This window comes from Mesorhizobium sp. ZC-5, assembly GCF_025753855.1.
Classification (GTDB): Bacteria; Pseudomonadota; Alphaproteobacteria; order Rhizobiales; family Rhizobiaceae; genus Neomesorhizobium.
Genome location: NZ_JAOWPT010000017.1, coordinates 19,738 through 46,368 on the forward strand (window position 1 = coordinate 19,738; position 26,631 = coordinate 46,368).

A 26,631-nucleotide genomic window follows, 5' to 3' on the forward strand; every position below is an offset into this window, starting at 1 on the left:
CCCGGCTCAAGCCTAGCGGGGATTCAATCGATTTGGAAACGCGAAATTGCCGCGCCTCCCATGCATTTCGAGTCAGGCGGCGAGCGCTTCTTCCGGCGGCTTCTTGGCTCCGGTCATGAAGGCGACGGCATCCGACATCGTATACTGCTTCGGATCAATGACGGTGAGGCGACGGCCGAGCCGGTGAATGTGGATGCGGTCTGCCACCTCGAAGACATGCGGCATGTTGTGCGAGATGAGAACGATCGGCATACCCCGCTTCTTGACGTCGAGGATGAGTTCCAGGACGCGGCGCGATTCCTTGACCCCGAGTGCCGCCGTCGGCTCGTCCATGATCACCACCTTCGAGCCGAAGGCGGCGGCGCGTGCCACCGCCACGCCCTGACGCTGGCCTCCGGACAGGGTTTCCACCGCCTGGCTTATGTTCTGGATGGTCATCAGGCCGAGCTCGGTGAGCTTGTCGCGCGCCCGCTTTTCCATCGCCGAGCGGTCGAGCATGCGAAACACCGATCCGGCAATGCCGGGTTTGCGTATCTCGCGGCCGAGAAACATGTTGTCGGCGATCGACAAGGCCGGCGACAGCGCCAGGTTCTGGTAGACGGTCTCGATGCCGGCGTCGCGCGCTTCCATTGGCGAGCGGAATTGTATCGTCTTGCCTTCGAGCTGGATTTCGCCCTCATCAGGGACCACGGCGCCGGAGATCGCCTTGATCAGCGAGGACTTTCCGGCACCGTTGTCGCCGATCACGGCGAGGATTTCGCCGGGATAGAGGTCGAAGTCGGCATTGTTCAGCGCAATGACGCGGCCATAACGCTTGACCAGTCCGCGCGCGGTGAGAAGGGGTTGCACACTCATGCCGAGACCTTCCTGATCCACTGGTCGATGGCGACGGCGCCGATGATGAGGACACCCGTCAGGAACACTTTCCACTGCGGGTCGGCGCCGAGCATGTTGAGCCCCATCGACACGACGCCGACGATCATGGCGCCGAACAGAGTGCCGAGGATCGAACCGCGTCCGCCGAAGAGCGAAATGCCGCCGATCACCGTCGCGGTGATGGCCTGGAGATTGTAGTCGGTCACCGCCCATGAAGGGGAAACCGACCCGTTGCGGCCGATCGCCACCCAGGCAGCGAACGCCGCGATCAGACCGGCCAGCGAATAAACCGCCAGCAGAACCTTTTTGGTCTGGATGCCCGAAAGCTTCGCGGCCTCGGCGTCGTCGCCGACCGCATAAACGTGCCTTCCCCAGGCCGTGTGGTTGAGGACGTACCAGAGGACAAGGACCAGGATGACCATGGCGATGACGCCGAGGGTCAGCACGGCATTGCCGACCTTGAAGCTGGTGCCGAACAGATGCAGCAGCGGCGCCTGACTGGAAACATCCGCCTCGCGGATCGTCTCATTGGCGGAATAGATGAAATTCGTCGCCATGATGACGTTCCACGTGCCGAGCGTCACGATGAAGGGCGGCAGCTTCACATAAGCGACCAAGACCCCGTTCAGCAGCCCGCACAGCGCGCCGACCACGAGGCCGATCGGGATGGCGATGAAAGCGGGCCAGCCGTAGCCAACGGCGAAATTGCCCATGACGACCGCGGAGATCACCATCACGACGCCGATCGACAGGTCGATGCCCGCCGTCAGGATGACCAATGTCTGCGCCGCGCCGAGAATACCCACCACGGCGATCTGCTGGAGGATCAGCGTCAGCGTGTAGGACGAGAAGAAACGCCCGCCGATGGTCAGGCCGAAGATGAGGACCGCCATGACCAGCACGATAAGCGGCACGGCCGCCGGATTTCCGTGCAGGAAATGCTGTATGCGCCTGAGCGGCGAGACACCATGCTCATCGAAAGAAGCGACGGACTTGTCGCTTTCCGAGAGCACCTTCTCGAATTCCTGGGCCTGAGCCATCGTTCCCTCCAACCTGCGCCTGGCGTGCGGATCACTGCCGCCGCGTCATCGATCTGGCGCCGCGTGTGTCGGGCGGACGGCTTTCGTCATCGTCCGCCCAAACCGGCCGGGGATCAAGCCCCGGCCATCGTGGTCACATGTTGCGAATGATCGGAGCGCTTAGCCCCAGCACTTGTCCGTGCCTTCCTCGGTGTCGATCGAAGGCACCCCGTTTGCCGGCTTGTCGGTGACGAGGTTGACACCGGTGTCGAAGAACTCCTTGCCCTCGGTCGGCTTCGGCTTGGTGCCGTCCTTGGCGAAGGCGGCGATCGCCTCGATGCCGAGCGATGCCATCAGCAGCGGATATTGCTGCGAGGTGGCGCCGATGACGCCTTCCGCCACTGATTTCACGCCCGGGCAGCCGCCGTCGACCGAAACGATCAGCACCTGGCTTTCCAGGCCTACTGCCTTGAGCGCCTGGTAGGCGCCGACCGCGGCCGGCTCGTTGATGGTGTGGATGACGTTGATGGTATTGTCCTTCTGCAGGAGGTTCTCCATCGCCTTGCGGCCGCCCTCCTCGTTGCCATTGGTGACGTCGTGGCCGACGATGCGCGGATCGTCCTCGTCGCCGATCTTGTTGACGTCCTTGGTGTCGATGCCGAAGCCAGCCATGAAGCCCTGGTCACGCAGCACGTCGACTGTCGGCTGATCCGGGGTCAGGTCGAGGAAGCCGATCTTCGCATCCTTGGCGGCATCGCCGAGGGTCGCCGCGGCCCATTGGCCGATCAGCTTGCCGGCGAGGAAGTTGTCGGTGGCGAAGGTGGCGTCGGCGGAGTCGGCCGGATCGAGCGGCGTATCGAGAGCGATCACCAGGATGCCCGCGTCGCGCGCCTTCTTGACGGTCGAGACGATGCCCTTGGTGTCCGAAGCGGTGAGCAGGATGCCCTTGGCGCCATCGGCAATGCAGCTCTCGATCGCCGCGACCTGGCTTTCACTGTCGCCGTCGATCTTGCCGGCATAGGATTTGAGATTGATGCCGAGTTCCTTGGCCTTTGCGGTGGCGCCTTCCTTCATCTTGACGAAGAAGGGGTTGGTGTCGGTCTTGGTGATCAGGCAGGCGCCGACCTCCTGTGCCGAAGCGGGCGCGGCAAAGCCCAGCAAAGCCGCCGCAGCGGCGCCGAAAACGGTCGATTTCAAGAATGCGGTCTTGGTCACGATAAACCTCCCAGTAAAACAAAACTGACGCCGGTTGGCCGACGCCGGACAAGCATCCGGGCACTCCCGTCGCCTGGATGTTCGCAGCAACGAAACATCAATTTAGGGGTGGTGTCAATTAATAAATCACTCTTATTTATTATTGACAGCGTTCCCGGCGCACCGCATTGTTGGCAAAAGCATGGACGGGAACGGAGGCGTCCGGTGGAAACCGGCAACCCAACGATACGGCCCACGGAAACCGGCGAAAGCCGCTTTCATCGCGGCACAAACCAGAGCGGCATGCGCGACGCCAACGAGCGCGTGGTGCTGTCGCTGGTGCGCCGCCACGGCAGTCTGGCCAAGACCGATATCGCTCGCATGACCGGCCTCTCCGCGCAGACCGTGTCGGTCATCATGCGCGAACTGGAGAACGAAGGGCTTTTCCTGCGCCAGGAGCCGATCCGCGGCAAGATCGGCCAGCCGTCGATCCCGATGGCGCTCAATCCGGACGGCGCTTATTTCCTCGGCCTCAAGATCGGACGCCGGAGCGCGGAACTGGTGCTCATCGATTTCCTCGGCCAGGTGCGCGCGACGAAGCAGATGTCATACCGCTATCCGGCGCCGCGCGAGACCGTCGAATTCGTCACCGAAGGGCTCGGCGAGATCCGCGCCGGGCTGAGCGCTGTTCAGGACAAGCGGATCGCCGGGCTGGGCATCGCGATGCCGTTCGAGCTCTGGAACTGGGCCGACACCGCCGGCGCGCCGCGCGATGTCATGGACCAGTGGCGTCATCGCGATATCCGCGCCGAGATCCAGGCCCAATGCAGCTTCCCCGTCTACCTGCAGAACGACGCCACGTCGGCCTGCGGGGCCGAACTGGTGTTCGGCCAGACCGGGGGCCTCAGGGATTTCATCTATTTCTATATCGGCGCCTTCGCCGGTGGCGGTATCGTGCTCAACGGGAGCCTCTACAGCGGGCCTACCGGCAATGCCGGGGCACTGGGCTCGATGCCCGTTCCGGGAGCGGCCGGCAAGCCGATCCAGCTCATCGATGTCGCCTCGATCGCCATTCTCGAACAGGCGCTCAACGCGAGGGGGCGCGACGCCTCCCAACTCTGGACATCGCCCGAAGATTGGGGCGATCTCGGGGCCGAACTCGACAACTGGATCGAGGCGGCGTCTTCCGCCCTCGCCTATGGAATTGTCGCGGCCTCTTCGGTCATCGACTTCGAGGCAGCCATCATCGACGGCTGGATGCCGGCTTCGGTGCGGCAGCGGCTTGTCGCCGCCACGCAGGCAGCGATCAGCAAGGTCGACGTCGAGGGCCTGCGGATACCTTCGGTGCGCGAAGGGACGGTCGGCATTCATGCCCGGGCGCTGGGCGGTGCCAGCCTGCCGCTTTCGGAGCGATTCCTGATCAGTGCCAACGCCCTGTCGAAGGGGCTCTGATGGCAGCGGTTGCAACACATGCGGCGTGTCACTACGCCAGTTCCATCATCGAGACTGTCACCGAGGGCAAAGCATGATCCTGTGTTGCGGCGAAGCGCTGATCGACATGCTGCCGCGCGAGAGCACCGCCGGCGAGCCGGCATTTGCCCCATATGCGGGCGGCGCGGTGTTCAACACCGCCGTGGCGCTGGGACGGTTGCGTGTTCCGGTCGGTTTCTTCTCCGGGCTTTCGTCTGATCTGTTCGGGCAGCAACTGCGCGAGGTGCTCGCCGCGAGCCACGTCGGCGCCGATTACGCGGCGATTTCGGACCGGCCGACGACCTTGGCATTCGTGCGGCTGGTCGACGGCCATGCCAGTTACGCTTTCTACGATGAAAACACCGCGGGCCGGATGCTTTCGCAAGACGACCTGCCGGCGCTCGCCGACGACGTCAACGCCATGCTGTTCGGGGCGATCAGCCTGATCCCCGAGCCCTGCGGCTCGACCTACGAAACGCTCATGCAGCGCGAGCACGGCCAGAGGGTCACGATGCTCGATCCGAACATCAGGCCGGGCTTCATCCCCGACCGGCAAAAACATCTCGACCGCATCCGCCGCATGATGGCGATGGCCGACATCGTCAAGCTTTCAGACGAGGATCTCGGGTGGTTCGGCGAACCGGGCACGCATGAGGACATCATCGCCAGATGGCTGGAAGGCGGACCGAAGCTGATCGTCATGACGCGCGGCAGCCGCGGCGCCATTGCCTATTCGCGACACCACACAGTGGCCGTAGAGGCCAAGCAGGTAACCGTCGTCGACACGGTCGGAGCCGGCGACACCTTCAACGCCGGCGTGCTCGCCTCGCTGCACGAACACGGCGTTTTGACCAAGGCAGCGCTTGCGGAACTCTCCGAAGAGACGATCCATGCCGCCCTGGCGCTCGGGATAAAAGCTGCCGCCGTTACGGTTTCCCGCCCAGGCGCCAATCCGCCCTGGCGCGACGAGCTTGGTTAGACCGGTACCGGCCGGCGAAGACATCCTGACATCAGGTTGTCAGCATACCGTCGTGGGGTCGGTGGTATAATCGGGACACTGGGAGTTAGATCGACGTAGCCATTCCACCAAGGAGGAAACGCTCATGACTACCGTGGAACTCGCCAAGGCCTTTACTGCCCTGCTCCAGCAGGGCGACCACGAAGGGGCCGCCAGGAAGTACAACGCCGACGACATAGTGAGCTACGAAGCCATGGAAGGTCCGATGGCGGTCTGCAAAGGCAGGGACGCCGTCAAGCAGAAGGGCGATTGGTGGGCAGAAAACCATGAGGTTCACGGCGCTTCGGTCGAAGGCCCCTTCTTCAATGGGGATCAGTTCACCGTTCGTTTCAAGCTGGACGTGACGCCCAAGGCGACCGGTGAACGTGTCGTGATGGATGAAGTCGGGCTCTATACCGTCAAGGACGACAAGATCATCGAAGAGCGCTTCTTCTACTGAGCCACGTATTCCTCGATCACATTATATTTCGGGGCGGCTCGCGTTCTCGGCCGTACGCGAGCCGACAGTATCCGTTGCCGTCTTTTGCGCCGATTCCTGTGGTTAAAATCGCAGCCGCCGGTAACGCCGGCGCTGCTTTGTGCCAAACGGACGCATGCTAGCGGTGCTTTCTAGGCAGCCCGTGGTCTGATATCAGCGCCGAAAGTCGAATACTCAGGAACGGAATATGCAATTCATCGATCTCGGCGCGCAGCGTGAACGCATCCGCGACCGTCTCGCCGCAGCCATCAACCGCGTCGTCGACGGCGGCAAATATATCCTTGGGCCGGAAGTCGGCGAATTCGAGCGCAAACTCGCCGACTATGTCGGCGTCAAGCATGCCGTTGCCTGCGCCAACGGCACCGACGCGCTTCTGCTGCCGCTCTATGCATCCGGCATCGGGCCGGGCGATGCGGTGTTCGTGCCGAGCTTCACCTTCGCGGCGACGGCCGAGGTGGTGGCGCTCGCCAAGGCCGAGCCGGTTTTCGTGGATGTGGACGCCGACACCTACAACATCGACATCGCCAGCCTTGAGGCGGCGATTGCCATGGTGAAGGCGGAAGGCCGGCTGAAGCCCCGCGCGATCATCCCGGTCGACCTGTTCGGACTCGGCGCCGACTACGCCGCTCTTGAGAAGATCGCCGCGCGCGAAGGGCTGCTGGTGATTGAGGACGCGGCGCAGGCGATCGGCGGATCGGTAGGCGGCAAGATGTGCGGCGCTTTCGGCGACGTCGCCGGGACCAGCTTCTATCCGGCAAAACCGCTCGGCTGCTACGGCGACGGCGGCGCCATGTTCACCAATGACGACGCGCTGGCGGAGCGGCTGCGTTCCTTCGCCTTCCACGGCAAGGGCGAGACCCAGTACGACAACATCCATGTCGGGTTGAACTCGCGCCTCGACACGCTGCAGGCGGCGATCCTGATCGAAAAGCTGGCCATCCTCGAAGACGAGATGATTGCCAGGCAGACGGTGGCCAAGCGCTACAACGAGGGCCTCGGCGATATCGCGAAAGTGCCGGTGGTGGCGGACGGAAGCCGGTCGGCCTGGGCTCAATATGCGATCGAGACCTCACATCGGGATGCCCTGAAGACGCATCTTCAGGGCAAAGAAATCCCGTCGGTCATCTACTATGTGAAACCCCTGCATCAGCAGGTCGCCTACCGGGACTTCCCGCAGGCACCGGGTGGGTTGGAGGTTTCCGAAACCCTGCCGAAGCACATATTGTGCCTGCCGATGCATCCCTATCTGGCGAAGACCGATCAGGACCGCATCATCGAGACGATTCGCTCCTTCCTCGAAGGCCAGTCGTCGCAGGCTGCCGCAGAGTAGACCGCTAGGTTTCGCGCGGCAGTCCTTCGACGCGCCCGCTGGCGATGAAAGTCGGATTGGCGAAGTCCGGCTCGTCCGGGCGGCCCCGCTTCCCGTAGACAAGCGGGGTACCGTCGACCATCTCGGTAGTGCCGCCGGCGGCCCGGAGCACAGCGTCACCTGCCGCCGTGTCCCATTCCATGGTTCGGCCGAAACGCGGATAGAGATCGGCCTCGGCCGCGGCGATCAGGCAGAATTTCAGCGACGAGCCCACTGAGACGATCTCGGCGGTACGGAATTTCAGGATGTAGGCATCGGTTTCCGGCGTCCGGTGCGAGCGGCTCGCAACGATCGTCAAAGGTTCGAACCCTTCCCTGACGATGATCCGCCGGCGGCCCACCACCTGAAAATCTTCCGAGACATCGACCACTTCCGCAAATCCCGGCCGCCCGAGATAGAGCTTGCGGCTCACCGGCGCGAAGACCACGCCGATTTCCGGTGCACCCCCGCGGATCAGGGCGATGTTGACGGTGAAATCCGTGCAGCGGTTGATGAATTCCTTGGTGCCGTCGAGCGGGTCGATCAGCAGGAACGTGTCGCCGAGTTGGCGAGGGACAATGCCCTCCGAGCACTCTTCCTCGGCAACACATGCAATGCCGGGCAACGCGTCGCGCAGACCCTCCAGGATGATCTTTTCCGCACGTCGGTCCGCTTCGGTGACCGGCGAGGAATCGTCCTTCCGGCTCACCGTGATGTCGGAGTGAAAAATATCGAGCACCACACGCCCGGCCGCAAGTGCCAGGCGTTCGAACAGCGCCAGAACCGCGATGTCGTCAGATGCCGCCGCCGCTATCGTATTGCTGATCGCCATTCTCGCGCTCGTGAAGCCATTCGTCCAAAACCTCTACCATCTCTTCGGGCGACCTGCCGAATGTTTCGAGATGGATTTCCGGTTTTTCCGGAGCTTCGTAGGGCGAATCGATACCGGTGAAATTCTTGATCTCGCCGCCGAGCGCCTTGGCGTAAAGGCCCTTCGGGTCGCGCCGCGCGCATTCGTCGAAGGGCGTATCGACGAAGACTTCAATGAATTCGCCCTCTTCCAACAATTCGCGCGCCATCTGCCGTTCGGCGCGGAACGGCGAGATGAAGGATACCAGCACGATCAGGCCGGCATCGGCCATAAGGCGGGCAACCTCAGCGACACGCCGGATGTTTTCTACACGGTCCTCGTCGGAGAACCCGAGATCGCGATTCAAGCCGTGACGGATGTTGTCGCCATCAAGCAGGTATGTGTGATGGCCGGCGGAATGCAGCTTCTTCTCCAGAAGATTGGCAATCGTCGACTTGCCCGAGCCCGAAAGCCCGGTGAACCAGAGGACCGTGGGCTTCTGGTGCTTCGACAGCGCCCTCGCCTTCTTGTCGACATCGAGCGACTGCCAGTGGATGTTGGCGGCGCGGCGCAGCGGATTGAGGATCATGCCGGCGCCCACGGTCGCGTTGGTCATCCGGTCGATCAGGATGAAAGCGCCAGTGGTGCGGTTTTCAGCGAAATTGTCGAAGGCGATCGGCGACTGCAGAGAGACGCTGACAACACCCACCTCGTTCATCTCAAGCGTTTTGGCAGCTTCGTGCGCGAAGTCGTTGACATTGATTCGATATTGCAGCTCGCTGACCGTGGCGCTGGCCTGATCCGTCTCGGTCCTCAGGATGTAGGAGCGGCCGGGCAGCAGCGCGCTTTCGTCAAACCAGACAAGGTTAGCAGCGAACTGGTCGGTGACCTGTGGGCGTGTGTATGGCGAGACCAGCATGTTGCCGCGCGACACCTCGACCTCGTCTTCGAGCACGATGGTGACGGCCTGTCCCTCAACGGCCCTTTGCAGATCGCCGCCTTGTGCCACGATGCGCTTGACCCGCGACAGCTTGCCGGACTTTGCGACAACGATGTCGTCGCCCTTGCCGACGGAGCCTGAAGCGACGGTCCCCGCGAAACCGCGAAAATCCAGGTTCGGGCGGTTCACATACTGGACCGGAAACCGGAACGGCCGGTCGACTGCAACCGCATTGATCGACACGTTCTCCAGGTGTTCGAGCAGGGTCGGTCCCGCATACCAAGGCATTTCGCTCGACCGGCGCGTGACGTTGTCGCCGTAGCGCGCCGACATCGGGATAGGCTCGATCGTCGCGAAGCCCAGCTCCGACGCGAATTCGCGGTATTCGGCCGAAATGCGCTCGAAGACATTGCGATCGAAGCCAACCAGATCGAACTTGTTCACGGCAAGCGCGATGTGGCGGATGCCGAGCAACGACGCGATGATCGAATGGCGGCGCGTCTGACGCAATATGCCCTGGCGGGCGTCGACGAGAACGACTGCCAGATCCGCCGTCGAGGCGCCGGTTGCCATGTTGCGGGTGTACTGCTCGTGTCCCGGCGTATCGGCGACGATGAATTTGCGCTTCGGCGTCGCGAAGAAGCGATAAGCGACATCGATGGTGATGCCCTGCTCCCGTTCGGCTTCCAGGCCGTCGACCAGCAACGCGAAATCGATGTCGGCACCATTGGTGCCGTGCTTCCTGGAATCCTTTTCAAGCGCCGCGAGCTGATCCTCGAAGATCAGCTTGGTGTCATAGAGCAGACGACCGATGAGCGTCGACTTGCCGTCATCCACCGAGCCGCAAGTCAGAAACCGCATCAGCGATTTCTGCTCCTGCACCGCCAGATAGTTCCTGATGTCGTCGGCGACGGCAATTTCCTTGGTCATCACATGCTGCATGATCAGAAATAGCCCTCGCGCTTCTTCTTTTCCATGGAGCCGGCTTCATCCTTGTCGATGAGGCGGCCCTGGCGTTCCGAGGTCCGGGCGGTCAGCATTTCGCTCACAACGGATTCGAGGTCTTCGGCATCCGATTCAATGGCGCCGGTGAGCGGGTAGCAGCCCAGCGTGCGAAAGCGGACGAGGCGATTTTCGATGACTTCGCCGTCGCGCAGCTTCATGCGCTCGTCGTCGACCATGATCAGCATGTCGTCGCGTTCGACGATCGAGCGCTGCCTGGCGAAATAGAGCGGAACGATCGGGATCTCTTCCTGCAGGATGTATTGCCAGATATCGAGCTCGGTCCAATTCGACAGCGGGAAGACACGGATCGATTCACCCGGGGCCACTCGCGTGTTGTAGATTTTCCACATTTCGGGGCGCTGGTTCTTGGGGTCCCAGGTATGGCTGGCGTTGCGGAAGGAGAAAATCCGCTCCTTGGCGCGGGACTTCTCTTCGTCGCGGCGGGCCCCGCCGAATGCGGCATCGAAACCGTATTTGTCGAGCGCCTGTCTGAGCGCGACCGTCTTCATGACGTGCGTATGGGTGTTGGAGCCATGATCGAACGGGTTGATGCCCTGGCGAACACCGTCCTCGTTGATATGCACCAGAAGGTCAAAGCCGTGCTTTACCGCCATGGCATCGCGAAATTCGATCATTTCGCGGAACTTCCAGGTCGTGTCGACGTGGAGGAACGGAAACGGCGGCTTGGCCGGATAGAAAGCCTTCATCGCCAGATGCAGCAGGACCGACGAATCCTTTCCTACGGAATACAGCATGACGGGCTTCGAGAACGTCGCGGCGACCTCACGGAAAATGTGAATCGCCTCGGCTTCCAGCCGATCGAGATGGGTGAGCCTTGCAAGCATCGAGACGCCTTCTTGCGCGGGCAGGAATCCACCGCGCCCGTCCAGCGGAAATGCCGGACGTTTGAGAAGAGCAATGTCACGGCGAGGCGTGCATTCTCAAGGCGGCTGCGACCAATATGGCCACCAGCGCAGAAGCAGTTTTGCGCCGAACGGCGGAATCGGGGAAAGCCATTTCAGCAGGCCCATCCGAAGGCCGGAAACCGCCGTTTTCACCGGCCGACTTGCCAGGGCTTCTGTGCAGCGCAGGCTTTCGGCAACGTCATGGTTTCGGCATCTGGCGCGCGCTGCCTTGCGGAAAATGCCGTTCGGCAATATGCCACGTCACCGATCGGCCGAACGAGCGGATCGACACGCCAACGAGGCGACGAGCGACGAGAAAGCAGACAATGGACGCTTCCCAATCCAATTATGAGCGCCTCCTTGAAAGAATCTCGGCACGCACCGCGCGAGCAGGCGTGATCGGCCTCGGCTACGTCGGGTTGCCGCTGGCCACGGCGATCGCGCGCAATGGATTTCCGACGACCGGTTTCGACATCGATCCTCAAAAGGTCCAGATGCTGAATGCCGGCACGTCCTACATCGAATCCGTTCCGGCCGCCGCCCTCGCTGCCGAACTCGCCAGCGGCAGGCTTCGAGCCACAGCCGATTTCAGCGAGCTTTCCGACTGTGACGTGATCATCATCTGCGTTCCGACGCCCTTGACGAAACACCGGGAACCGGACCTCTCCTTCATCAGGGAAACCACCAAAGTCATCGCGCGCAACCTGCGGCGTGGCCAACTTGTCGTGCTCGAGTCGACCACTTATCCGGGAACCACGAATGACGTCGTGAAGGTCATCCTCGAAGGGGACGGGTTGCAATCGGGAAGCGACTTCTTTGTCGGGTTTTCCCCCGAACGGGAGGACCCCGGAAACCGCAACTTCGAGGTCACCACGATTCCCAAGATCGTCGCGGGCAACGGGCCCGAAGCGGCCGCGCTGATGAAAGCTTTCTACGGCCGCGTGGTGAAAACCGTCGTGCCTGTTTCCACTACTGAGACGGCCGAAGCGGTCAAGCTGACGGAAAACATCTTTCGCTCGGTCAACATCGCGCTCGTCAACGAACTCAAGATCATCTATGGCGCGATGGGCATCGATATCTGGGAGGTCATCGAGGCCGCCAAAAGCAAGCCGTTCGGCTACATGCCGTTTTATCCCGGCCCGGGCCTGGGCGGACATTGCGTTCCCATCGACCCGTTCTACCTGTCCTGGAAAGCACGCGAATACGAGTTGCCGACACGCTTCATCGAGCTTGCGGGCGAGATCAACTCCGCAATGCCACGCCATGTCGTCGCCAGGCTCGCCGAGGCGCTCGACCAGCGGCATGGGAAGGCGCTCAGCCGATCACGCATCCTCATCATCGGCCTCGCCTACAAGAAGAACGTGCCGGACATACGGGAAAGCCCGTCGCTGCGGCTCATCGAACTCATCGAGGAAAGGGGCGGCACGGCGGAATTCCACGATCCGCATGTAGGCGAAATCCCGGCGACACGCGAACACATGGCGCTAAAGGGCCGGCGCTCGGTCGAACTGACCGAAGCGACACTCAAGAGTTTCGACGCTTTGGTCATCGCGACAGATCACGACGGCATCGACTACGAATCGATCGTGAAATGGTCGTCGCTGACGGTGGACACACGCAACGTTTTGGGCCGCCTGGGGCTGCTCAGCGAAACGGTCGTCAAGGCGTAGCGCCGCCCGGAACACCATTCACCGCCGCGGACTGCACATACCCGCTTCCTTCGCTCGTGCGCCGCGATCCCTGGCGCGCGGATTTGGCTGCCATCAGATAGCACACCAGCACCGCGTAGACGGAGACCGGCAAGCTCAACGACATCACCGATTCGGTCAGGCTAAATACCGAAAATGCGACACATGTCATCAGTCCGGCCAGCGCCGCCACGGATCCCTCCCGATCCGAAAACGGTTTCGACCTGAAGAACAGGAACATCGGAACACCAAGCAGAGCGAGACCGGCGAATCCACGGATAAGGCCACCCCTCGCGAAGTCATTGGCATATTGATTGTGCGCCTGGTTGAAATGGGTCGGCAGAACCATTCCCGTCTCGTTTGGCTGCATCCGCCTTACCGCTTCCCTTTCCCAGCCGTAACCGCCGCCGCCGAATATGGGATTTTCGCGAAACATGTGAAACGACAGCGCCAACAATTGTTGGCGCGCGCGGACCGATTCTTCCATCGAAACAGGCTGGGCCAAAGCGACCGGCTCCGAGCCGGCAACCGCAGCAGTCCCCTCCGAAGCGGCGACGTCAACCTCAGCCTCCTGCTCGAACTGCAATTCATCCAAAGCAGCGATCGCACGCAACCTCAACGAGCCTACATCGAGCATCATGAGCGACATCGCCGTGGCAACGTAGAGGGCCAGAAACGATATTGCGGACTTGCGGGGGCGTCTCCAGATGCGCGGCAAAAGAAGCAAAACCAGCACCGGGATTGCAATGATGGCGCCGCGGGAGCCGGACAGAAAGCTTGCCAGTAGACCGCCAAATGCGCCCAGCGTCATCAGCATCGAGAACCGGCGCGGCCCCGGCGCGAACAAAAGGGCGACAAGCGACAAACCGCTGAAGAGCGTAGCCATCATGCCGAACCGGATTGCATTGGTCGGACCGTCGGCCCGCTCCAGTCCAAGAAAGCCGACCTCATAGAGGGCGTACCCGCATGCCAGGACCGCGCCCATTGCCGAACCGATGAAGATCGCTCGTAGGGAGTAATCCTCGACACAGTTGACGACAAAATAGCCGATCAGGAACAGCTTGAGGCTTGTTTCAATTTCTCTCGTATTATCAACGTGATAGGCCGCAATCAAAATGATCGCCAGCACGTAGGCGATTATCGTGACGGAGACGATGCCCTCATCGGACAGGAGGAAATCCCGATTGAAATTCCCAAGGGACCGGGAAATCACCTCCAACCTGGTTGCGAGAATATGCACCGTCAGCACGGCGAGCACGAAGCCGACACCGCCGAAACCGACTGTCAGACTGAGCGCGAGCGTCAATACGATCGCCATGTTCGCACTCAGGGAAAAGCCGTTCCCCCTGCGCAACGACGAGATAAACATTTCCAAGGCCCTTGCCGCCGAATCGCAGCAATCCGGTCGCGCAAAAAAGGGGGCATGCCTTAATTTTGGCGCTAGGGCAAGCCGCTCTTGGTCGCTGGCCCTTGGGGCGCCATCAGGAAGCACAAGAGAACGGTGTAGATGCAGGCAGGCAGGCTCAGAACCAGCACCGATTCGGTCATGCCAACCGCAGCAAAACCGACACATGTGACCACACCTGCCAGCGCCGGTACCGTCTTCGGATCGTTCGAGAACGCGCCGGCCCGGATGAAAAAGTACAACGGCAAAAACATCAGCGCCAGCCCCGCGAGACCACGGACAATTCCGCCCTTGGAAAGGTCGTTGGCGAACTGATTGTGTGCCTGATTCAGTGTTTGCAGTTCCGAACCCACAAAGCCATCGGTCTTCGCGCTCGCATCGACCGCCGCATTCCAGCCGTTGGTTCCGACGCCGAGAAGCGGGTTTTCGCTGAACAACTGTCCCGAAATTTGTAACATCTTGACCCGCAATCTGACAGACTCGTCGTCCAGCGTGGTGTCGCCCTGGTAGGCTATCTGAATACTGTCCAGTGCAAGGGTGACGCGCGACCCCATCGACCCGATGTCCGTCGCCACGAGACCGCCGAGCACAGCCAAGACCATCAATGTGATCGACACGGCGTGGGTTCTGGATTTGCTCCAAAGCCGAATGAAGATCATGAGCAGCATCGGCGGAATGGCAAGCGCCGTGCCCATCGAAGCGGAAAGATAAGCAGCCAGCAGTCCTGCAAGGGAACCGGCCGCGGTCAAAATCGTGAATGCGCGGCTTCGACGATCGAAAAGAAAACCGACAAGCGAAAGCGCCCCGAACAGCGCTGCGATAAACCCGAACCTGATGGGGTTTGTCACGCCTTCCGCCCGATCCATGCTCAGGAAATAGTAGTCGTATACGGCTGCGCCACTGGCGAGCAGCGCTCCCATTGCCGCCCCAACAAATACAATGGCGGCGTCGTATCTATTCAGATGAAAGAATATGGCATAGGCGATGATGATGAGCTTTGTGGCCGTTTCCGCAACACCCATCTCGTCCTGATGATAGAAGGTGAGGAAAAGTATCACCGCCACGTAAAGTACGATCAGGATGTAGGTTTTTCCGGCATCGGACATGCGATACGAACGATCGAAGCGTCTAATCGAGTCGAAGATCGATTGTCCGCCCGACGCCAGGACACAGATCGCCAGCAGCGCTCCCATCAGTCCGACGCCGCCGAAATCGACAACGAGGCTCAGCGCAAGCGTCAGCAACACAAGGATATGCCCGCGACGACGCGCGTAGCTATAAATCGCTGTCATTTCTGTCTTGCCAAAACTGTACCTCTTTCGGCGAATCTGTTCAGGTATTCAGGCGCCACTGCGTGCCGGTATCGGACACGACGGCATTCGCCACAAGTTTCCCCGGCTGCAGCATATGCCTCATCCCAGAGGAGACTGTCCCCTTCTCGGCACTGTTTGACGCAAGAATATCGCCCGACGAACCGTGCATCAGTGTTTGCGCGTCCGCCGATCGGTCAGTTTTTTCAACGCTTCGAGCATCAGGTCGGCCTGATTGGCACGATGAAAGCTTCCGGAGGCTACGACGCCGGCACGAGAGAGCGCACGCCTGCGGTCGTTGTCCGCGGATAATTGCTCGATTGCATCGGCCAGGGCCGGCGCGTTGCCCGGCTGGACATGCACGGCCGCGCCAAGCGGGGCGAGCAGCGAATCGAGTTCTCCCGTGACATTGGTAACGATAGGAGTTCCGGTCGCCATCGCCTCGAAAACCTTGGATGGAATGACGGTGCGGAAAAGCGGATCGTCCTTGAGCAGCACCAGGGTCATGTCGCTGACACGCCAGTAATCGACGATTTCTGCGTGCGACACACGGTCGACGAAAACCAAATTCTTCAAACCGCGATCTTCGACCGTCCTGCGCAATTCCTCGCGCTCGGCACCGGAACCTACGATCAGGAGGACCACCTGCGGCGCTCGCTCGCCAAGGGCGGTCGCGACGTCGAGCAGAATGTCCAGCCCGTGAGCCATGCCGATGGTGCCGATGTAGGAGACGATCGTCTTACCTTCCAATCCGAGCGCGCGACGGAGAGCGGACGCGTTGCCGGGCGAAAAGACCGAAAGGTCGGCGCCGTTGCGCACAACCGCGATCTTGTCGGGGCTGATGCCGTGCTTGATCAGATGATCCTTGAAGGCATTCGTCACTGTCACGATAAGATCGGCACGTCGATAGAGAAAATGCTCGAGCCGCCTGATCACGTTGAGCACGGGACCATCCTTCAGCGCTCCTACCGCCACGACGGAGTCCGGCCAGAGATCCCGCAGTTCGAAAACGAACGGCCGACGCCACACCGCCGCTGCCAACCAGCCGGCGACAGCGGCGAAGAATTGCGGTGACGTGGCAATGACGACGTCCGGACGCCGAACGAACATCGCGGAGATGGTCGCGCTCATCATGTAACTGAGGAAATCAATGATGCGCGTCACCGTTCCAGCGTTGGGAAATATGAGCGTTGGGACACGCAGCACGTCGACCGTGTCGATCGTCGCCCGCTTGAAGAGCGATTGCCGGTAGCCCTTGAAAAGAAGACCGTCCGGGAAGTTCGGGAAACTGGTGATGACCGTGACATTCTCCCCCCTCTCTATCCAGCGCCGTGCATGGGCGCTGCAACGCAAGGCGGAGGCATTCGTCTCCGGCGGATAGTTGTCGGTCATCAGGAGAATGCGCATCAGGGCTCGAAATCCACAGTCACATCGATTGGCAAAGGGGCGCTCGCTCGCCAAGTCAGGACAGGCCGGATCTGCCTCGAGCCGAACTCCGGTGCGAAATGGCCCTCCTCTATCCGATGCTGAACCGGGCCTTTGACGGTCGCGACAATCGTTCGGCCAGACGCAGTTTCGATCCGCCAGCCGGTGTCGCTGGTCTTGGCTTGCCTGACCGACGGGTGAAGCGGAAACCGGCCGACTAGCTCGTGCCGACCATGCCCGTCAACCCGGTCGCGAATTGTTACCCGTTCCGGAAGGATAGAGAGGCTGCGCCGATGGGTTGGTCTGCCAGGTAGGAAACGGTAGCCGTCATGCGAGGCTTCTGCCTCACCGCCATCGGTTAGCTCGGAGACCTTGAGGCCACTCGATCGGGCCCGGCGGCCGACACGGAAACTTGCCCAGACTTCCGATGAGCTGACGCTGTCGATTTCCACAGTTGCGTGGTTGAAAGTAGCGCGCTCCTCCTCCCTCAACGGGCCTAGCGCATAGGTCGAGGTGCCGCCGTTGGTCACCAGGCGGATTCCATCGAACGACATTTCGACGGACAGCGTGTCGGCATGGGCATGGCCTGGAATGTAATCCGGGCCGATCTTGGCAACATCGAAAAAGGCAACCCAAGGGCCCGCACCGATTCGGATATATCCGCTGTCTTTCAAGGCGGCAAACCGTGGAGCTTCCCTGGTACCGGCAATACCGAAATTCGCCGCATAGACAGCCAAGTCGGCGAACCGGCGGGCCTGCCCGAACGCAGCATCATTGAACAACGCGATTTCGCCGTCGGGATGGGTCATGGCGGCAAGCCAGTCCAGCATCATGCCAATGCACTCGCGCCAGCGCTGCCGCTGTGAGGCGTCCGCCAAAAGGCTCGGATAGATCGCTTCGAGTTGCAGCAGGTCGATCATGTCTTCCAGGATGAGCGCATGATACATGGGGCTCAATTCGAAGTGGCCGCCATCCGCCAGCACCTGCTCGGGAATTTCCCGCTCGAGAATCGCCAGCCCACGTTGCAACCACCGTTCGGCTTCCGCTCCCTCGAAGAAAGCGCCCACAAAGATTAGCGCCTTTGCGTTGGCGAAGAGATGATTGCCGAGAAGGTGATATTCGAGCGTGCCGTTGAGCGCTCTTGCCTGGACGGCCAAACTAGCGCGCGCCTGCTCGGACAATGGGAAGCCGGAAAGCGCCGAGCAAACCCAGTTCATGATGCGCCGCGAAAGCGTGTACGGCTCCCAGCCATTTCCTTCAGTCGGTGGATTTTCCGCGATCCAGCGATCGATCAGAGCACGGTGCCAGCCCTCGCGTTCCGTGGCGCCCTCGGCGAGCAGGTCGTCGAAATAATGCAGATTATAGAGCCAGAGCTTCGGTAGCGTCGCGTCGTTCCAGCCCCGCGACGCCGCGAGCTCGGCTTCTAACGCTAGGAACCTGAATCGTTCGGCGGATAGAAGCGACTGCGGTCGCCCGCGGCAAGGCTGCCATCGTGCCGAGGGGCTTCTGAGCGCCGGAATGCCCCCGCCGACGTGCGGCGCCGGTGCCAACCGCCTGACGATGCGGTTGGTGATCTGGCGGGATCGCAGGTGGCGCACCGTGCGCAGGAGACGGCTGATATTGGGTAAAATCTTCCGCATTCTGTGAATATCACCCGTTCTCGTTGCCTTCAGCCTGGAACGCCTCGCGCTCGTTCGGACACGCAAAGGGCGCTCTAACACGTTGAATCTGCGCATCATCCCCTGAAAGTGGTTACACTTTCAGGGGATGATGCGCCAGGAGGCCATCCCCAACCACAGCCGGGGGCCGATTGCAAGCGAGTAACAGCGCGGGCGGCCGGGTGGACCGATCAAGCCTCCCGGCCCGATGTATTGCCGTCGCTTTCGGGAGTGTGACGGTGACGGCCTATCCGAACATCCGCGTTCATCAGCACGCCGAGATTTGGATCGAGGCCGACATGCCAAAGTCGATTTTCGGCATAGCGAAATAAAGTCCGGAGCCGGCCGAGGCGAGAAGCTGGAACGCCGTGTGTCGTCGTTGTACTGGTTCGCCGTGCACTCCAGATTAACGTGTTTCCATCCGTCGGCGTCGGTCGGCGCGACAGGCGAAGCGCCCTGACCGGTAGCGATCGGAATACCATTGATCGAGGCCTGGAGCACCCGGATAGCGGCCGAGGCGGAGATTGCCAGCCCGATCGAAGTCCCGCCGCACGCCGATTGCGCATCGATTCACGACGGCGGATGCCAACCCGATCGTCGATGTCAACGGCAGACGTGAACTTGCAGCTATATTAACCAAGTGGGATTGAGGTTCGGCAAGATTTATCGTCGGATTCTGGGGTTCGTATCGCGCCGCCGGACGTATCGCGGGATGGTATCTCATCACCCAAGCGAGAACGAAGCCTTAAGTGAGAAATTGCACCTTTATCGGGATTTTCGACCCGCACGCATTTTATATCTACCGCCTGGCCGCAAATAACCAGGTGGAAACGGCCCAATAGGGAAGCACTTCCGCAACAGCCGTATTTGCCCGCATCAAGGGCGTGCCGCCAAGCCTCAGCACACGCTCGGTCACCATCGCGCCGAAGAAGGTGCCGTTCTTGAATTCGGTAACGTGAAAGCCCGCGTCCTCGATCATTCGCAGGAATGGTTTCTTGCGATAGAATTGCAGATGGCCGGAGTCGCTGTTGTAAGGAATTGCTGACGTATTTCCCGCCGCTTTCGATCTGGCGCGCGCAATCCGCCTGCTGATCTGGAATCGGCGGTCGATCGCACTCTCTATCTCAAACGGCCCAACGCCATTGGGAATCGAGCCCACAATCACCCCGCCGGGTTTGAGCAGCCTTTGATGCTCCCTCAGCATTTCGAGCGGTTGATCCAAATGCTCGAGAACATCCGCATAGACGATCATGTCGCAGGTACCGGCCTCTGGCAAAACGTTGGTAAAGCGCGCGTTTGGTTTGCCGAAATGTTTATTCGCATACGCAATCGACTCCGTATGGATGTCGACCCCGACATAGGTGGCGGCTTCACGAAGGGCGCCCACGATGTACTGTGATACAGCGGAGCCGTTTCCACACCCGAAGTCGAGTACCGTGGCAGAAGGATTCTTTTCTGCGACCTGACGCAGGTGGTCCAGGATGTAGGCCAGCTTCTTGGTATGACCGAAGATATTTTCTGGAGGCAGATTCATGAGGATTCCGTTTGAAAGATGCAGCGCACCATATTAAATCGCTATGTCACTGGAAAGGCATTGAATCGCTTTGTCGCCCGAAAGGCGCACAGGAGCACCAGTGCACCTATCGAGCAGCGTGTACGTCGACAATAAGTCTACGTCTCAGAGGAAGACCAGCGACGCAACAAAGCATCAAACATCTTCCTCCTTTATATTGCTGGTGGCAATTAGCAAGGCAACACAAAAGCCCCAAGGGATCATGCCAGCGATGGAGAAGGCAGCGCCAAAAATTGCCGCCTTGAGAAAGAAGGCCGAAACGGCAACCAAGCAAGTAATCGCGAACATGTCCCGCTCGCGGCGCCAGAGCATTCTGAGTAACCCTAATGGCGCATAAAGAGCCAAAAGAAGGAATGAGACAGCACTGAGAATGCCGCCTTCGGCCAAGCGCAGCAGGATCATGCTATGGGGTGCAGTCAGCAACTTGTCGGCAAGCACGTAGTGCCCATATCCGATGCCGATCAATGGATGGGCCGCAGCGATTTTCGCTCCCGTTTTCCATGCTTCGAGCCGAGCGATTCCGCTTTCGTCTGCAGTTGCCGCCGGCGGAAATGATGTTTCACGCCGAACGGTTCCGCTTTCGTCGGTTCTCACCGGGGGAGGTTCGCGCCGAGCGGTTCTGTTTTCGTCCGTTGCCGCCGGCGAAGGAGATCGTGTTGTTATTCGAGTTTGGGGCTGATCGCCCGCCGTGTGGCTGGGCGCCAGGAACGAAGCAACACCATTTGTGAAGTACGCGATCGACGTCGGGTCTGTGTGCGAAGCTCCGACGATTACTAGAAGCGACAGGATTGCGAGGCTGGCTTGCCTAAAAATGAAGACCCTGAGCAACCACAGAGCCAGCAAGCCAACGATGAGAGAAACAGTACCGGCTCGTGAATAGGTTAGCATTCCGGCGAAGAGCAGCAACAGGATCGCTGCCAAGATTGGCAATTTATGGTTAAGACGGCAGAGGTACAAACTACCAGCCATAACAGGGATCGCCATTACTGAAAGCGAGATGAGATTGTCAGTGTTACCGTAACCATTCCCGCCTGCCGCAACCATCAGCGGTACGTTCTTTTTGACCTCGAGAAACTCGCTGGCAAACAGAGGGACACTCGGAAGCGCTGGCAATATTGCGGCGGTTTGCGCGATGGCGACCAGTACGAACGCGGCGCAGAACAACCTCAGCGCATGGCCGGCCAAAGGTCTATCGGCGACGGCGAGAATGACATACATCGCGAGCCATGGGGCTAGGAACTCGAAAATACCGACGCCGACGGATAAGAGTGGTTCAGCGGCGAACATCGTAGCGATCAGCCACCCCATCAAGCCCGTCACGAATGACCACCGCAACGTCGCCGGTATCGCGGCACGTCGCCCCGACCATGCCAGATAGACTGCGATGCCGGTGAGCAGCAGGATCGAAGGCCTGAAGACTTCCAATACTATGTGGCTGTCGAGCAAAGCCTTTCGTACAGCCTTGATGATAAAGGTGTTTTCGAGCGGGACCAGATAGCAAAGTAACAGCGTTGCGCGCTCCGGCCAGTTATAGGCCGCAAGATCATAGCGCACGGCGTAGCCGTAGGCGAAGAGGACCGCCGGAATTTGAATGAGATACCCGGGCAGATAGTCGGGGAAGCGCTGCGCAACAAACGGCGCGCTGGCAAGGAGGAGCAAAACTGCGATGGCGAGAGCGAAACGGCTCCGCAAACCGCTAGTTTGATTGCCCGGTATATTTAGAACGGACATCTTGAAGCCAACCTTTAGAAGGGTATTCGTAAGTATAGAAATGATCTGGGCTTTGAGTCGCGTCTATAGCATACAAAATCTTTGTGATGGGAATGTAATATTCCGCCAAGCTTCTTCCTGGTCGAGGTTTCGCAATATAGTGATGGTTGAACTGTCCGGTTGACGCACATTCGATCATAGCTTTCGCGTCTAGGAGGTCTCTATCGCCGCAGGAGTAGGTCGTGTTGAAGGTCGGGTCGATCGCGATGACTCGTCCGTCGATCAGTGCCTCGACCAATGTGTGAGTATCACCTAGTGAACCGGTGAAGAAGGACTGTGCCGCAAAGTGGGTTGACCGCGCCTCGATGCCGAACAGGCCGAGCATCCAGTCCAATGTGGTGCTCAACGACGAGCAATAATTGAAGCTCTCCTGGCCAATCGTCATCAGATATCGCTGCGGCTCTATGCTCGAATTTATCCAAGGACCGGAAAACAGAGTTGTCTGGTAGAGATGGTTGGTCAGCTTCTCGGCAATCTCCAGTTTGCTATCTGTGGGTTGTATGTCAGCATTCTTGGATATCAGCCATTTGAACGTTTTTTCATAGGAGTTGAGGCGGTTATCGCGAACTTTTTGTTGTGTATTCAGCTCTGCAATTTCCACTTTCAGCCGCGTCGCGAAGGCCCAGCCCCGAATGGCGCTGTCGCGAGCTCGAAGCGCATATGTCGACACAGCAATTGCGAAGAGTGAAACACCGACCAAGGCGGCAATGAGCAGGCGAGTTCTCATGCTGTTGCACCGTAGAGAAACAACCTGGGGCCGGGAAGGGAACACTTCAGTGCTCGCATGCTCAGGCCGGTCCAGAGCGCGGACCAAGAGACTGGATCCATCACGGACCGTCGGCTCACGACGTTATTCATCAATGTTGACGGTTCGGGTACTGATGGAATTCGCGCCACTGCTCGCGGCCTTCCTAGCCTTGCAAGCCACGTACCATCCAAACACAGACGAGAGAGGCAGTTCCTTGTTCCGCAATCGCCCGACCGCGGACGAAGGCAAGATATGTTCCGCAAACAACTGGTGAACCGAAACGTCGTCGACCTCAAAGTTCTGTAGCAATCGGCGTGTCTCCGCTTTGCCGTAAAGCTTCACATACGGCTTGACAACTTTGCCATCCGCCCCCGTCTCGATAGTCGCGAGCAAACCGGAATAACCAAGCTTGAACATGTCCCCTTTGAGAAGTCCTTTCAATAACAGCCACTTGATCAGGTGGAATGCCGACCATTTGTAATAGAGAGCGACCATGATAACGCCATCTGGTTTCAGGACCCTGTGCACCTCGGCGACGACGCGATCGATCTCCGGAATATGGTGCATGACGCCGAAAGAATAGACACAATCGAAATATCCGTCGGGAAACGGCAATTGGGTGGCATCGGCCTTTCGCAAATCGACTTTCTTCCCGCGTAACCTGAAATTGCGGGCGGTGAGTTCCAGATGATTGTCGGTAATGTCGACTCCGAAGCATTCGGCGCCGGCCTTGGCGAATTGCATGAGGTCCGTGCCCTGCCCGATGCCGATTTCCAAAACCCGCTTTCCGGCAAATCGAGAATAGTCGAAATACTCAAGCGCCCAAGCTTGCTGAGCGAACCTGTCTTTCTCGACTGCAAGGAAATAATCCGGCGTTTCCTTGTCGCCCTCCAGTTCTCCGCACGCAGTTGCGTTCCACTGCTTCTGTGCCTCAAGTCGGGCTTCGCTTTTCATGTGCTTCCCTTGGTGTGACTACGGTCGTCCGACGAATTCAAAGATGGCCGCACCAATCAACGCAGCCCCAGTTTCTGCATTCTGTCAAGGATCGCGCCGACGTGATGGTCCCATGTGTACGAATTCAGCGCGGCACGACGCGCCCGCTTTGCCATATCTGCAGCCACTAGGGGATTTTCGACGATCCGGCGAAGGGACACCAGGAAACCGTCCTCGTCGCCGGGCGTGAAAAGCTCCGCCAGCGGAATCTCCGATTCGCTTTCGGACAGGTATGTTCCCCGCAACACCTTCCCGATCTGGTCGAGATCGGAGGCGATGATCGGCCGCGCCATCGCCATGTATTCAAAAAGCTTGGTGGGTGAACCGAAGAACGCGGTGCCATCAGGATTCGGCATATGAGGCGACAGAAAAATGTCAGATGTGGCCAAATATCCAGGAGCTTGGTTCTGCGATACCAAACCCGTCAGCGTGACAAAAGACCGGTACTTCAGATCGTCCAGCGCTGCCCTAACGGCAGGCATTTTAAGACCATCGCCAACGAGGAGGAAATGCAGTCTGTTCCGCTCTACCCAATCCCGGTCTTCATTGATGAGGCGGCACACCGCATTAGCGAGAAAATCCACACCATGCCAGGTTCCGAATGTCCCTACGAATGTGGCAACCATCGCGTCTGCCGGAATGTTCCAGCGCTTCCGAAGCATAGCATTGTCGGTTTTGCTGAACCGGGAAGGATTGAAGATTTCGGGGTCGATGCAGTTGGGATAGACGACAATGCGCTCCTGCGGCACGCCTGCCGCCGCGACCTCCTCTCCGAGAATTTTCGAGACTGTTATGACAAGGTCGGCATTGCGCAAGGCTATCCGCTCCATTGCGACGGCCATGTCGTTAAACACAAGCTTTTCAGCCCAGTTCGCGGACGCCCATGCCTCCGAACCATTATATTCAAGAATCAGGGGAATATTCAGACGATTCCTCAACCTGGCGCCGGAATAATTGTGCATCGACATGCGCTGGTAGAGGAATGCGTAGCTTCGCTTCCTCGCCCAACCTTCCACATATCGCTCGTAAATACGCCCAAACGAATAGTAGTTCAGTTCCACAGGAAAGCTGTAGAGGCTTGGCGCAGGGACTTGTAGCCCGCGTGACCGCGGGCGGTCGGTCGGTATCTGCTTGACGCTTGCATAGTCGACAGCAAACCCCTTGCCTATGAAACCGTCGATCACGCCTTTCGTGTGCCCGACAGAGCCGCCTGCTACAACGCCGAAAGAAAGATTGGCATCCAGGAAAAGAACAGCTTTCGAATCCGCAACGGGTTGTGCTGTGTTCAATGGCCGAAAGCGATCCAGCTTGCTCGCTTCACGTGCCGCTATCCTATAGGCAATGCGGCTGGAGATCTGATCCTTCATGATCTCGAACAGATAGCGTGCGACTTTCCAACGCGGGACCTCTTCCGAATGTCCATCCGGCCAGATCAGACCTATGCGGGGGGTTCCCGTCAATGCCGCAAGCAACATAAGCGGGCCAGCAAGAGGACGGGCACTGTCGCTCTCGATGGCCACGGACATTCGCGACGCTTTTAATCTGCGAATCTCCCTGAGCATTGCTCCCATGGAAAGGTTGCGCAAGCTACCAACCGCGGAAAACTCCACCTTGCCCGAGCTTTGCAACTCGATCGAGTGGCGGAAGCGATCAGTCAGCGCATAATAACTTATGACTCTTTGCACGATTCACTCGCTGCCTTCTGACGATGAATGCTCGTGGGAAATCTTCGATCGCATCGCAGATGCTGCTTGCAGCAAAATGACAAACACCAGCGCAGCCGACACGGCCAGCGCGATCGCGACGCCGAAACCACCGAACTCCCCGGCCAGCCAATAGCTCAACCCCGCCTGAACAGCAAATCCGGCCAGCCACGCCGTCACCTGTCGCCAGGGATAGCCTTCGGCGGCGAGATATTGGGAAAGGACAGTGATCATTGAAACGATCAGCACTGAGGGCAGCATCGCCAGGGTCAACAAAACGGCTTTCTGGTAGGCGACACCGAAGATCACCGGCAGAATCCAGGGAATGAGTAAGGCGCCGACGATAAGCAGGGCGATCATCAAGGCGCCCAATCGCCGGAATACGCGCCACATCGCTGTCCGGCGATCCTCTCCCTCCATGCGCAGAAGGCTGGGGAAGAGGAGCAGCCCGACCGTACCGGGGAGCAGGATGAGCGCATCCGCGATCTGCGTGGCAATCGAAAACTGACCGATCTCCAGGAGATCCGACCGCTGCTGGAGTGCAATCACGCCGACACGCATCATCAGGAAGCTCAGGAACCCCGAAACATAGACTTTCAGCCCGAACAGCGCGCCCTTGCGGAAAAGTGGAATGTCGAAGGAGAGTGGAACGCTGGTGCCCGAAAGGACAAGCACTCCGCCAACCACGCAACTGACCGCCACCGCTCCTGCGGCTGCGAACAGAAAATCCGTCGTTCCCCCGTGGTACAGCCCCACGGCCGCGGCAGTGCCCACAGCGGCAACGCCCGAGAGTATCGTCAACCCATTGAAAAGCTGTATCTTCCCGATGCCGACAGCCATGTTGACGATGTAGAGAAATAGAACGATCAGCGGCGCAAGCAGGACCGCCATGAACGCCTCCGGGCCAAGCGAGGCGCCGGACGGAGCGCCCAGGCCGAGCAATTCCGGCCGGCCGACGAAAATCACGATCGCCAGTGCTACGATGGGCGTGACGATCGCTGCCACATAGAAGCTATTGACGAGGAGCCGGCCAACGAGATCCGATTTGTTCGCGACGAGATATGTATTGGAGGTCTGAAGCCCCAGATTGGCCATTTGCGCCGCTATCTGCGCATAGGAGACGATCAGGAAGTACTGGCCGCGATCCTCCGGTCCCAGCACTCGTGCCGTGATGATGCTTACACCGAACGGCCCGATCATCGCGACAGCGCGAGCCAGGACCGTGGTGACGATATCGCGGGCGCCGGGAAGCATG

The 26,631-nt window shown here is 59.7% G+C and carries 21 protein-coding genes; 5 read left to right on the plus strand and 16 right to left on the minus strand.

Annotation, left to right across the window (positions count from 1 at the left end):
- Window positions 1–72: 72 nt before the first annotated feature.
- The 3 genes from OHD58_RS27600 to OHD58_RS27610 form a co-directional block, all read right to left on the minus strand.
- Entirely contained in the window at window positions 73–855 is a 783-nt protein-coding gene (locus OHD58_RS27600; RefSeq protein WP_263806824.1) for an ATP-binding cassette domain-containing protein, read from the minus strand.
- Window positions 852–1,916, minus strand: a complete 1,065-nt coding sequence (locus OHD58_RS27605; RefSeq protein WP_263806825.1) for an ABC transporter permease — start codon at window positions 1,914–1,916, stop codon at window positions 852–854. The genes OHD58_RS27600 and OHD58_RS27605 overlap by 4 nt, the downstream gene beginning before the upstream one ends.
- Before the next feature lie 159 nt (window positions 1,917–2,075).
- Window positions 2,076–3,110: a sugar ABC transporter substrate-binding protein gene (locus OHD58_RS27610; RefSeq protein WP_263806826.1), complete on the minus strand. Its 1,035-nt coding sequence runs from the start codon at window positions 3,108–3,110 to the stop codon at window positions 2,076–2,078.
- Between the two features lie 282 nt (window positions 3,111–3,392).
- On the opposite strand from OHD58_RS27610, the gene OHD58_RS27615 reads away from it, so the two are divergent.
- From OHD58_RS27615 to OHD58_RS27630, 4 genes are all read left to right on the plus strand, one after another.
- Window positions 3,393–4,541: an ROK family transcriptional regulator gene (locus OHD58_RS27615; protein ID WP_263806886.1), complete on the plus strand. Its 1,149-nt coding sequence runs from the start codon at window positions 3,393–3,395 to the stop codon at window positions 4,539–4,541.
- A 73-nt stretch (window positions 4,542–4,614) separates the two neighbouring features.
- A complete protein-coding gene (locus OHD58_RS27620) occupies window positions 4,615–5,538 on the plus strand; it encodes a carbohydrate kinase family protein (RefSeq protein WP_263806827.1) in 924 nt (307 codons plus the stop codon).
- Between the two features lie 124 nt (window positions 5,539–5,662).
- Entirely contained in the window at window positions 5,663–6,016 is a 354-nt protein-coding gene (locus OHD58_RS27625) for a nuclear transport factor 2 family protein (protein WP_263806828.1), read from the plus strand.
- A 226-nt stretch (window positions 6,017–6,242) separates the two neighbouring features.
- On the plus strand, window positions 6,243–7,385 hold the full coding sequence (locus OHD58_RS27630) for a DegT/DnrJ/EryC1/StrS family aminotransferase (protein ID WP_263806829.1): 1,143 nt from the start codon (window positions 6,243–6,245) through the stop codon (window positions 7,383–7,385).
- 4 nt (window positions 7,386–7,389) lie between these two features.
- On the opposite strand, the gene cysQ is transcribed toward OHD58_RS27630, so the two are convergent.
- From cysQ to cysD, 3 genes are read right to left on the minus strand one after another with little or no spacing between them, the layout of a single operon-like run.
- A complete protein-coding gene (cysQ, locus tag OHD58_RS27635) occupies window positions 7,390–8,235 on the minus strand; it encodes a 3'(2'),5'-bisphosphate nucleotidase CysQ (protein WP_263806830.1) in 846 nt (281 codons plus the stop codon).
- Entirely contained in the window at window positions 8,198–10,135 is a 1,938-nt protein-coding gene (cysN, locus tag OHD58_RS27640; RefSeq protein ID WP_263806831.1) for a sulfate adenylyltransferase subunit CysN, read from the minus strand. Before cysN ends, cysQ begins: the two co-directional genes overlap by 38 nt.
- Before the next feature lie 2 nt (window positions 10,136–10,137).
- Window positions 10,138–11,043, minus strand: coding sequence for a sulfate adenylyltransferase subunit CysD (gene cysD / locus OHD58_RS27645; protein WP_263806832.1), 906 nt, complete (start codon window positions 11,041–11,043; stop codon window positions 10,138–10,140).
- A gap of 386 nt (window positions 11,044–11,429) precedes the next feature.
- On the opposite strand from cysD, the gene OHD58_RS27650 reads away from it, so the two are divergent.
- Window positions 11,430–12,773 (plus strand): nucleotide sugar dehydrogenase, encoded by a 1,344-nt coding sequence (locus OHD58_RS27650; RefSeq protein ID WP_263806833.1) that lies wholly within the window; start codon window positions 11,430–11,432, stop codon window positions 12,771–12,773.
- Here the strand turns inward: OHD58_RS27650 and OHD58_RS27655 are convergent.
- The 10 genes from OHD58_RS27655 to OHD58_RS27700 form a co-directional block, all read right to left on the minus strand.
- Window positions 12,763–14,160 (minus strand): O-antigen ligase family protein, encoded by a 1,398-nt coding sequence (locus OHD58_RS27655; RefSeq protein WP_263806887.1) that lies wholly within the window; start codon window positions 14,158–14,160, stop codon window positions 12,763–12,765. The two genes, OHD58_RS27650 and OHD58_RS27655, sit on opposite strands and share 11 nt — an antisense overlap.
- Before the next feature lie 71 nt (window positions 14,161–14,231).
- The gene (locus tag OHD58_RS27660) at window positions 14,232–15,488 is read right to left on the minus strand and encodes an O-antigen ligase family protein (RefSeq protein WP_263806834.1); all 1,257 of its coding nucleotides are present in this window, start codon (window positions 15,486–15,488) and stop codon (window positions 14,232–14,234) included.
- Between the two features lie 189 nt (window positions 15,489–15,677).
- Window positions 15,678–16,913 carry a glycosyltransferase family 4 protein gene (locus OHD58_RS27665; protein WP_263806835.1) on the minus strand — a complete coding sequence of 412 codons (1,236 nt, stop codon included), beginning with the start codon at window positions 16,911–16,913 and terminating at the stop codon, window positions 15,678–15,680.
- Entirely contained in the window at window positions 16,913–18,670 is a 1,758-nt protein-coding gene (locus tag OHD58_RS27670; protein ID WP_263806836.1) for a heparinase II/III family protein, read from the minus strand. The genes OHD58_RS27665 and OHD58_RS27670 overlap by 1 nt, the downstream gene beginning before the upstream one ends.
- Window positions 18,671–19,388: 718 nt before the next feature.
- Complete coding sequence (locus tag OHD58_RS27675; protein ID WP_263806837.1) at window positions 19,389–20,123, minus strand: class I SAM-dependent methyltransferase; 735 nt, start codon at window positions 20,121–20,123, stop codon at window positions 19,389–19,391.
- A 174-nt stretch (window positions 20,124–20,297) separates the two neighbouring features.
- Window positions 20,298–21,893, minus strand: a complete 1,596-nt coding sequence (locus OHD58_RS27680; RefSeq protein ID WP_263806838.1) for an O-antigen ligase family protein — start codon at window positions 21,891–21,893, stop codon at window positions 20,298–20,300.
- The gene (locus OHD58_RS27685; RefSeq protein ID WP_263806839.1) at window positions 21,859–22,659 is read right to left on the minus strand and encodes a hypothetical protein; all 801 of its coding nucleotides are present in this window, start codon (window positions 22,657–22,659) and stop codon (window positions 21,859–21,861) included. Before OHD58_RS27685 ends, OHD58_RS27680 begins: the two co-directional genes overlap by 35 nt.
- 123 nt (window positions 22,660–22,782) lie before the next feature.
- A complete protein-coding gene (locus OHD58_RS27690) occupies window positions 22,783–23,634 on the minus strand; it encodes a class I SAM-dependent methyltransferase (protein ID WP_263806840.1) in 852 nt (283 codons plus the stop codon).
- A 56-nt stretch (window positions 23,635–23,690) separates the two neighbouring features.
- A complete protein-coding gene (locus OHD58_RS27695) occupies window positions 23,691–25,358 on the minus strand; it encodes a glycosyltransferase (RefSeq protein WP_263806841.1) in 1,668 nt (555 codons plus the stop codon).
- Window positions 25,359–25,361: 3 nt separating this feature from the next.
- The gene (locus OHD58_RS27700; RefSeq protein WP_263806842.1) at window positions 25,362–26,630 is read right to left on the minus strand and encodes an oligosaccharide flippase family protein; all 1,269 of its coding nucleotides are present in this window, start codon (window positions 26,628–26,630) and stop codon (window positions 25,362–25,364) included.
- Window position 26,631: the final 1 nt, after the last annotated feature.

Coding starts and splice junctions, on each gene's coding strand:
- OHD58_RS27600 (WP_263806824.1), bottom strand. CDS start 855: ATGAGTGTGCAACCCCTTCTCACCGCGCGCGGACTGGTCAAGCGTTAT.
- OHD58_RS27605 (WP_263806825.1), bottom strand. CDS start 1,916: ATGGCTCAGGCCCAGGAATTCGAGAAGGTGCTCTCGGAAAGCGACAAG.
- OHD58_RS27615 (WP_263806886.1), top strand. CDS start 3,393: ATGCGCGACGCCAACGAGCGCGTGGTGCTGTCGCTGGTGCGCCGCCAC.
- OHD58_RS27620 (WP_263806827.1), top strand. CDS start 4,615: ATGATCCTGTGTTGCGGCGAAGCGCTGATCGACATGCTGCCGCGCGAG.
- OHD58_RS27625 (WP_263806828.1), top strand. CDS start 5,663: ATGACTACCGTGGAACTCGCCAAGGCCTTTACTGCCCTGCTCCAGCAG.
- OHD58_RS27630 (WP_263806829.1), top strand. CDS start 6,243: ATGCAATTCATCGATCTCGGCGCGCAGCGTGAACGCATCCGCGACCGT.
- cysQ (WP_263806830.1), bottom strand. CDS start 8,235: ATGGCGATCAGCAATACGATAGCGGCGGCGGCATCTGACGACATCGCG.
- cysN (WP_263806831.1), bottom strand. CDS start 10,135: ATGCAGCATGTGATGACCAAGGAAATTGCCGTCGCCGACGACATCAGG.
- cysD (WP_263806832.1), bottom strand. CDS start 11,043: ATGCTTGCAAGGCTCACCCATCTCGATCGGCTGGAAGCCGAGGCGATT.
- OHD58_RS27650 (WP_263806833.1), top strand. CDS start 11,430: ATGGACGCTTCCCAATCCAATTATGAGCGCCTCCTTGAAAGAATCTCG.
- OHD58_RS27655 (WP_263806887.1), bottom strand. CDS start 14,160: ATGTTTATCTCGTCGTTGCGCAGGGGGAACGGCTTTTCCCTGAGTGCG.
- OHD58_RS27660 (WP_263806834.1), bottom strand. CDS start 15,488: ATGACAGCGATTTATAGCTACGCGCGTCGTCGCGGGCATATCCTTGTG.
- OHD58_RS27665 (WP_263806835.1), bottom strand. CDS start 16,913: ATGCGCATTCTCCTGATGACCGACAACTATCCGCCGGAGACGAATGCC.
- OHD58_RS27670 (WP_263806836.1), bottom strand. CDS start 18,670: ATGATGCGCAGATTCAACGTGTTAGAGCGCCCTTTGCGTGTCCGAACG.
- OHD58_RS27675 (WP_263806837.1), bottom strand. CDS start 20,123: ATGAATCTGCCTCCAGAAAATATCTTCGGTCATACCAAGAAGCTGGCC.
- OHD58_RS27680 (WP_263806838.1), bottom strand. CDS start 21,893: ATGTCCGTTCTAAATATACCGGGCAATCAAACTAGCGGTTTGCGGAGC.
- OHD58_RS27685 (WP_263806839.1), bottom strand. CDS start 22,659: ATGAGAACTCGCCTGCTCATTGCCGCCTTGGTCGGTGTTTCACTCTTC.
- OHD58_RS27690 (WP_263806840.1), bottom strand. CDS start 23,634: ATGAAAAGCGAAGCCCGACTTGAGGCACAGAAGCAGTGGAACGCAACT.
- OHD58_RS27700 (WP_263806842.1), bottom strand. CDS start 26,630: ATGCTTCCCGGCGCCCGCGATATCGTCACCACGGTCCTGGCTCGCGCT.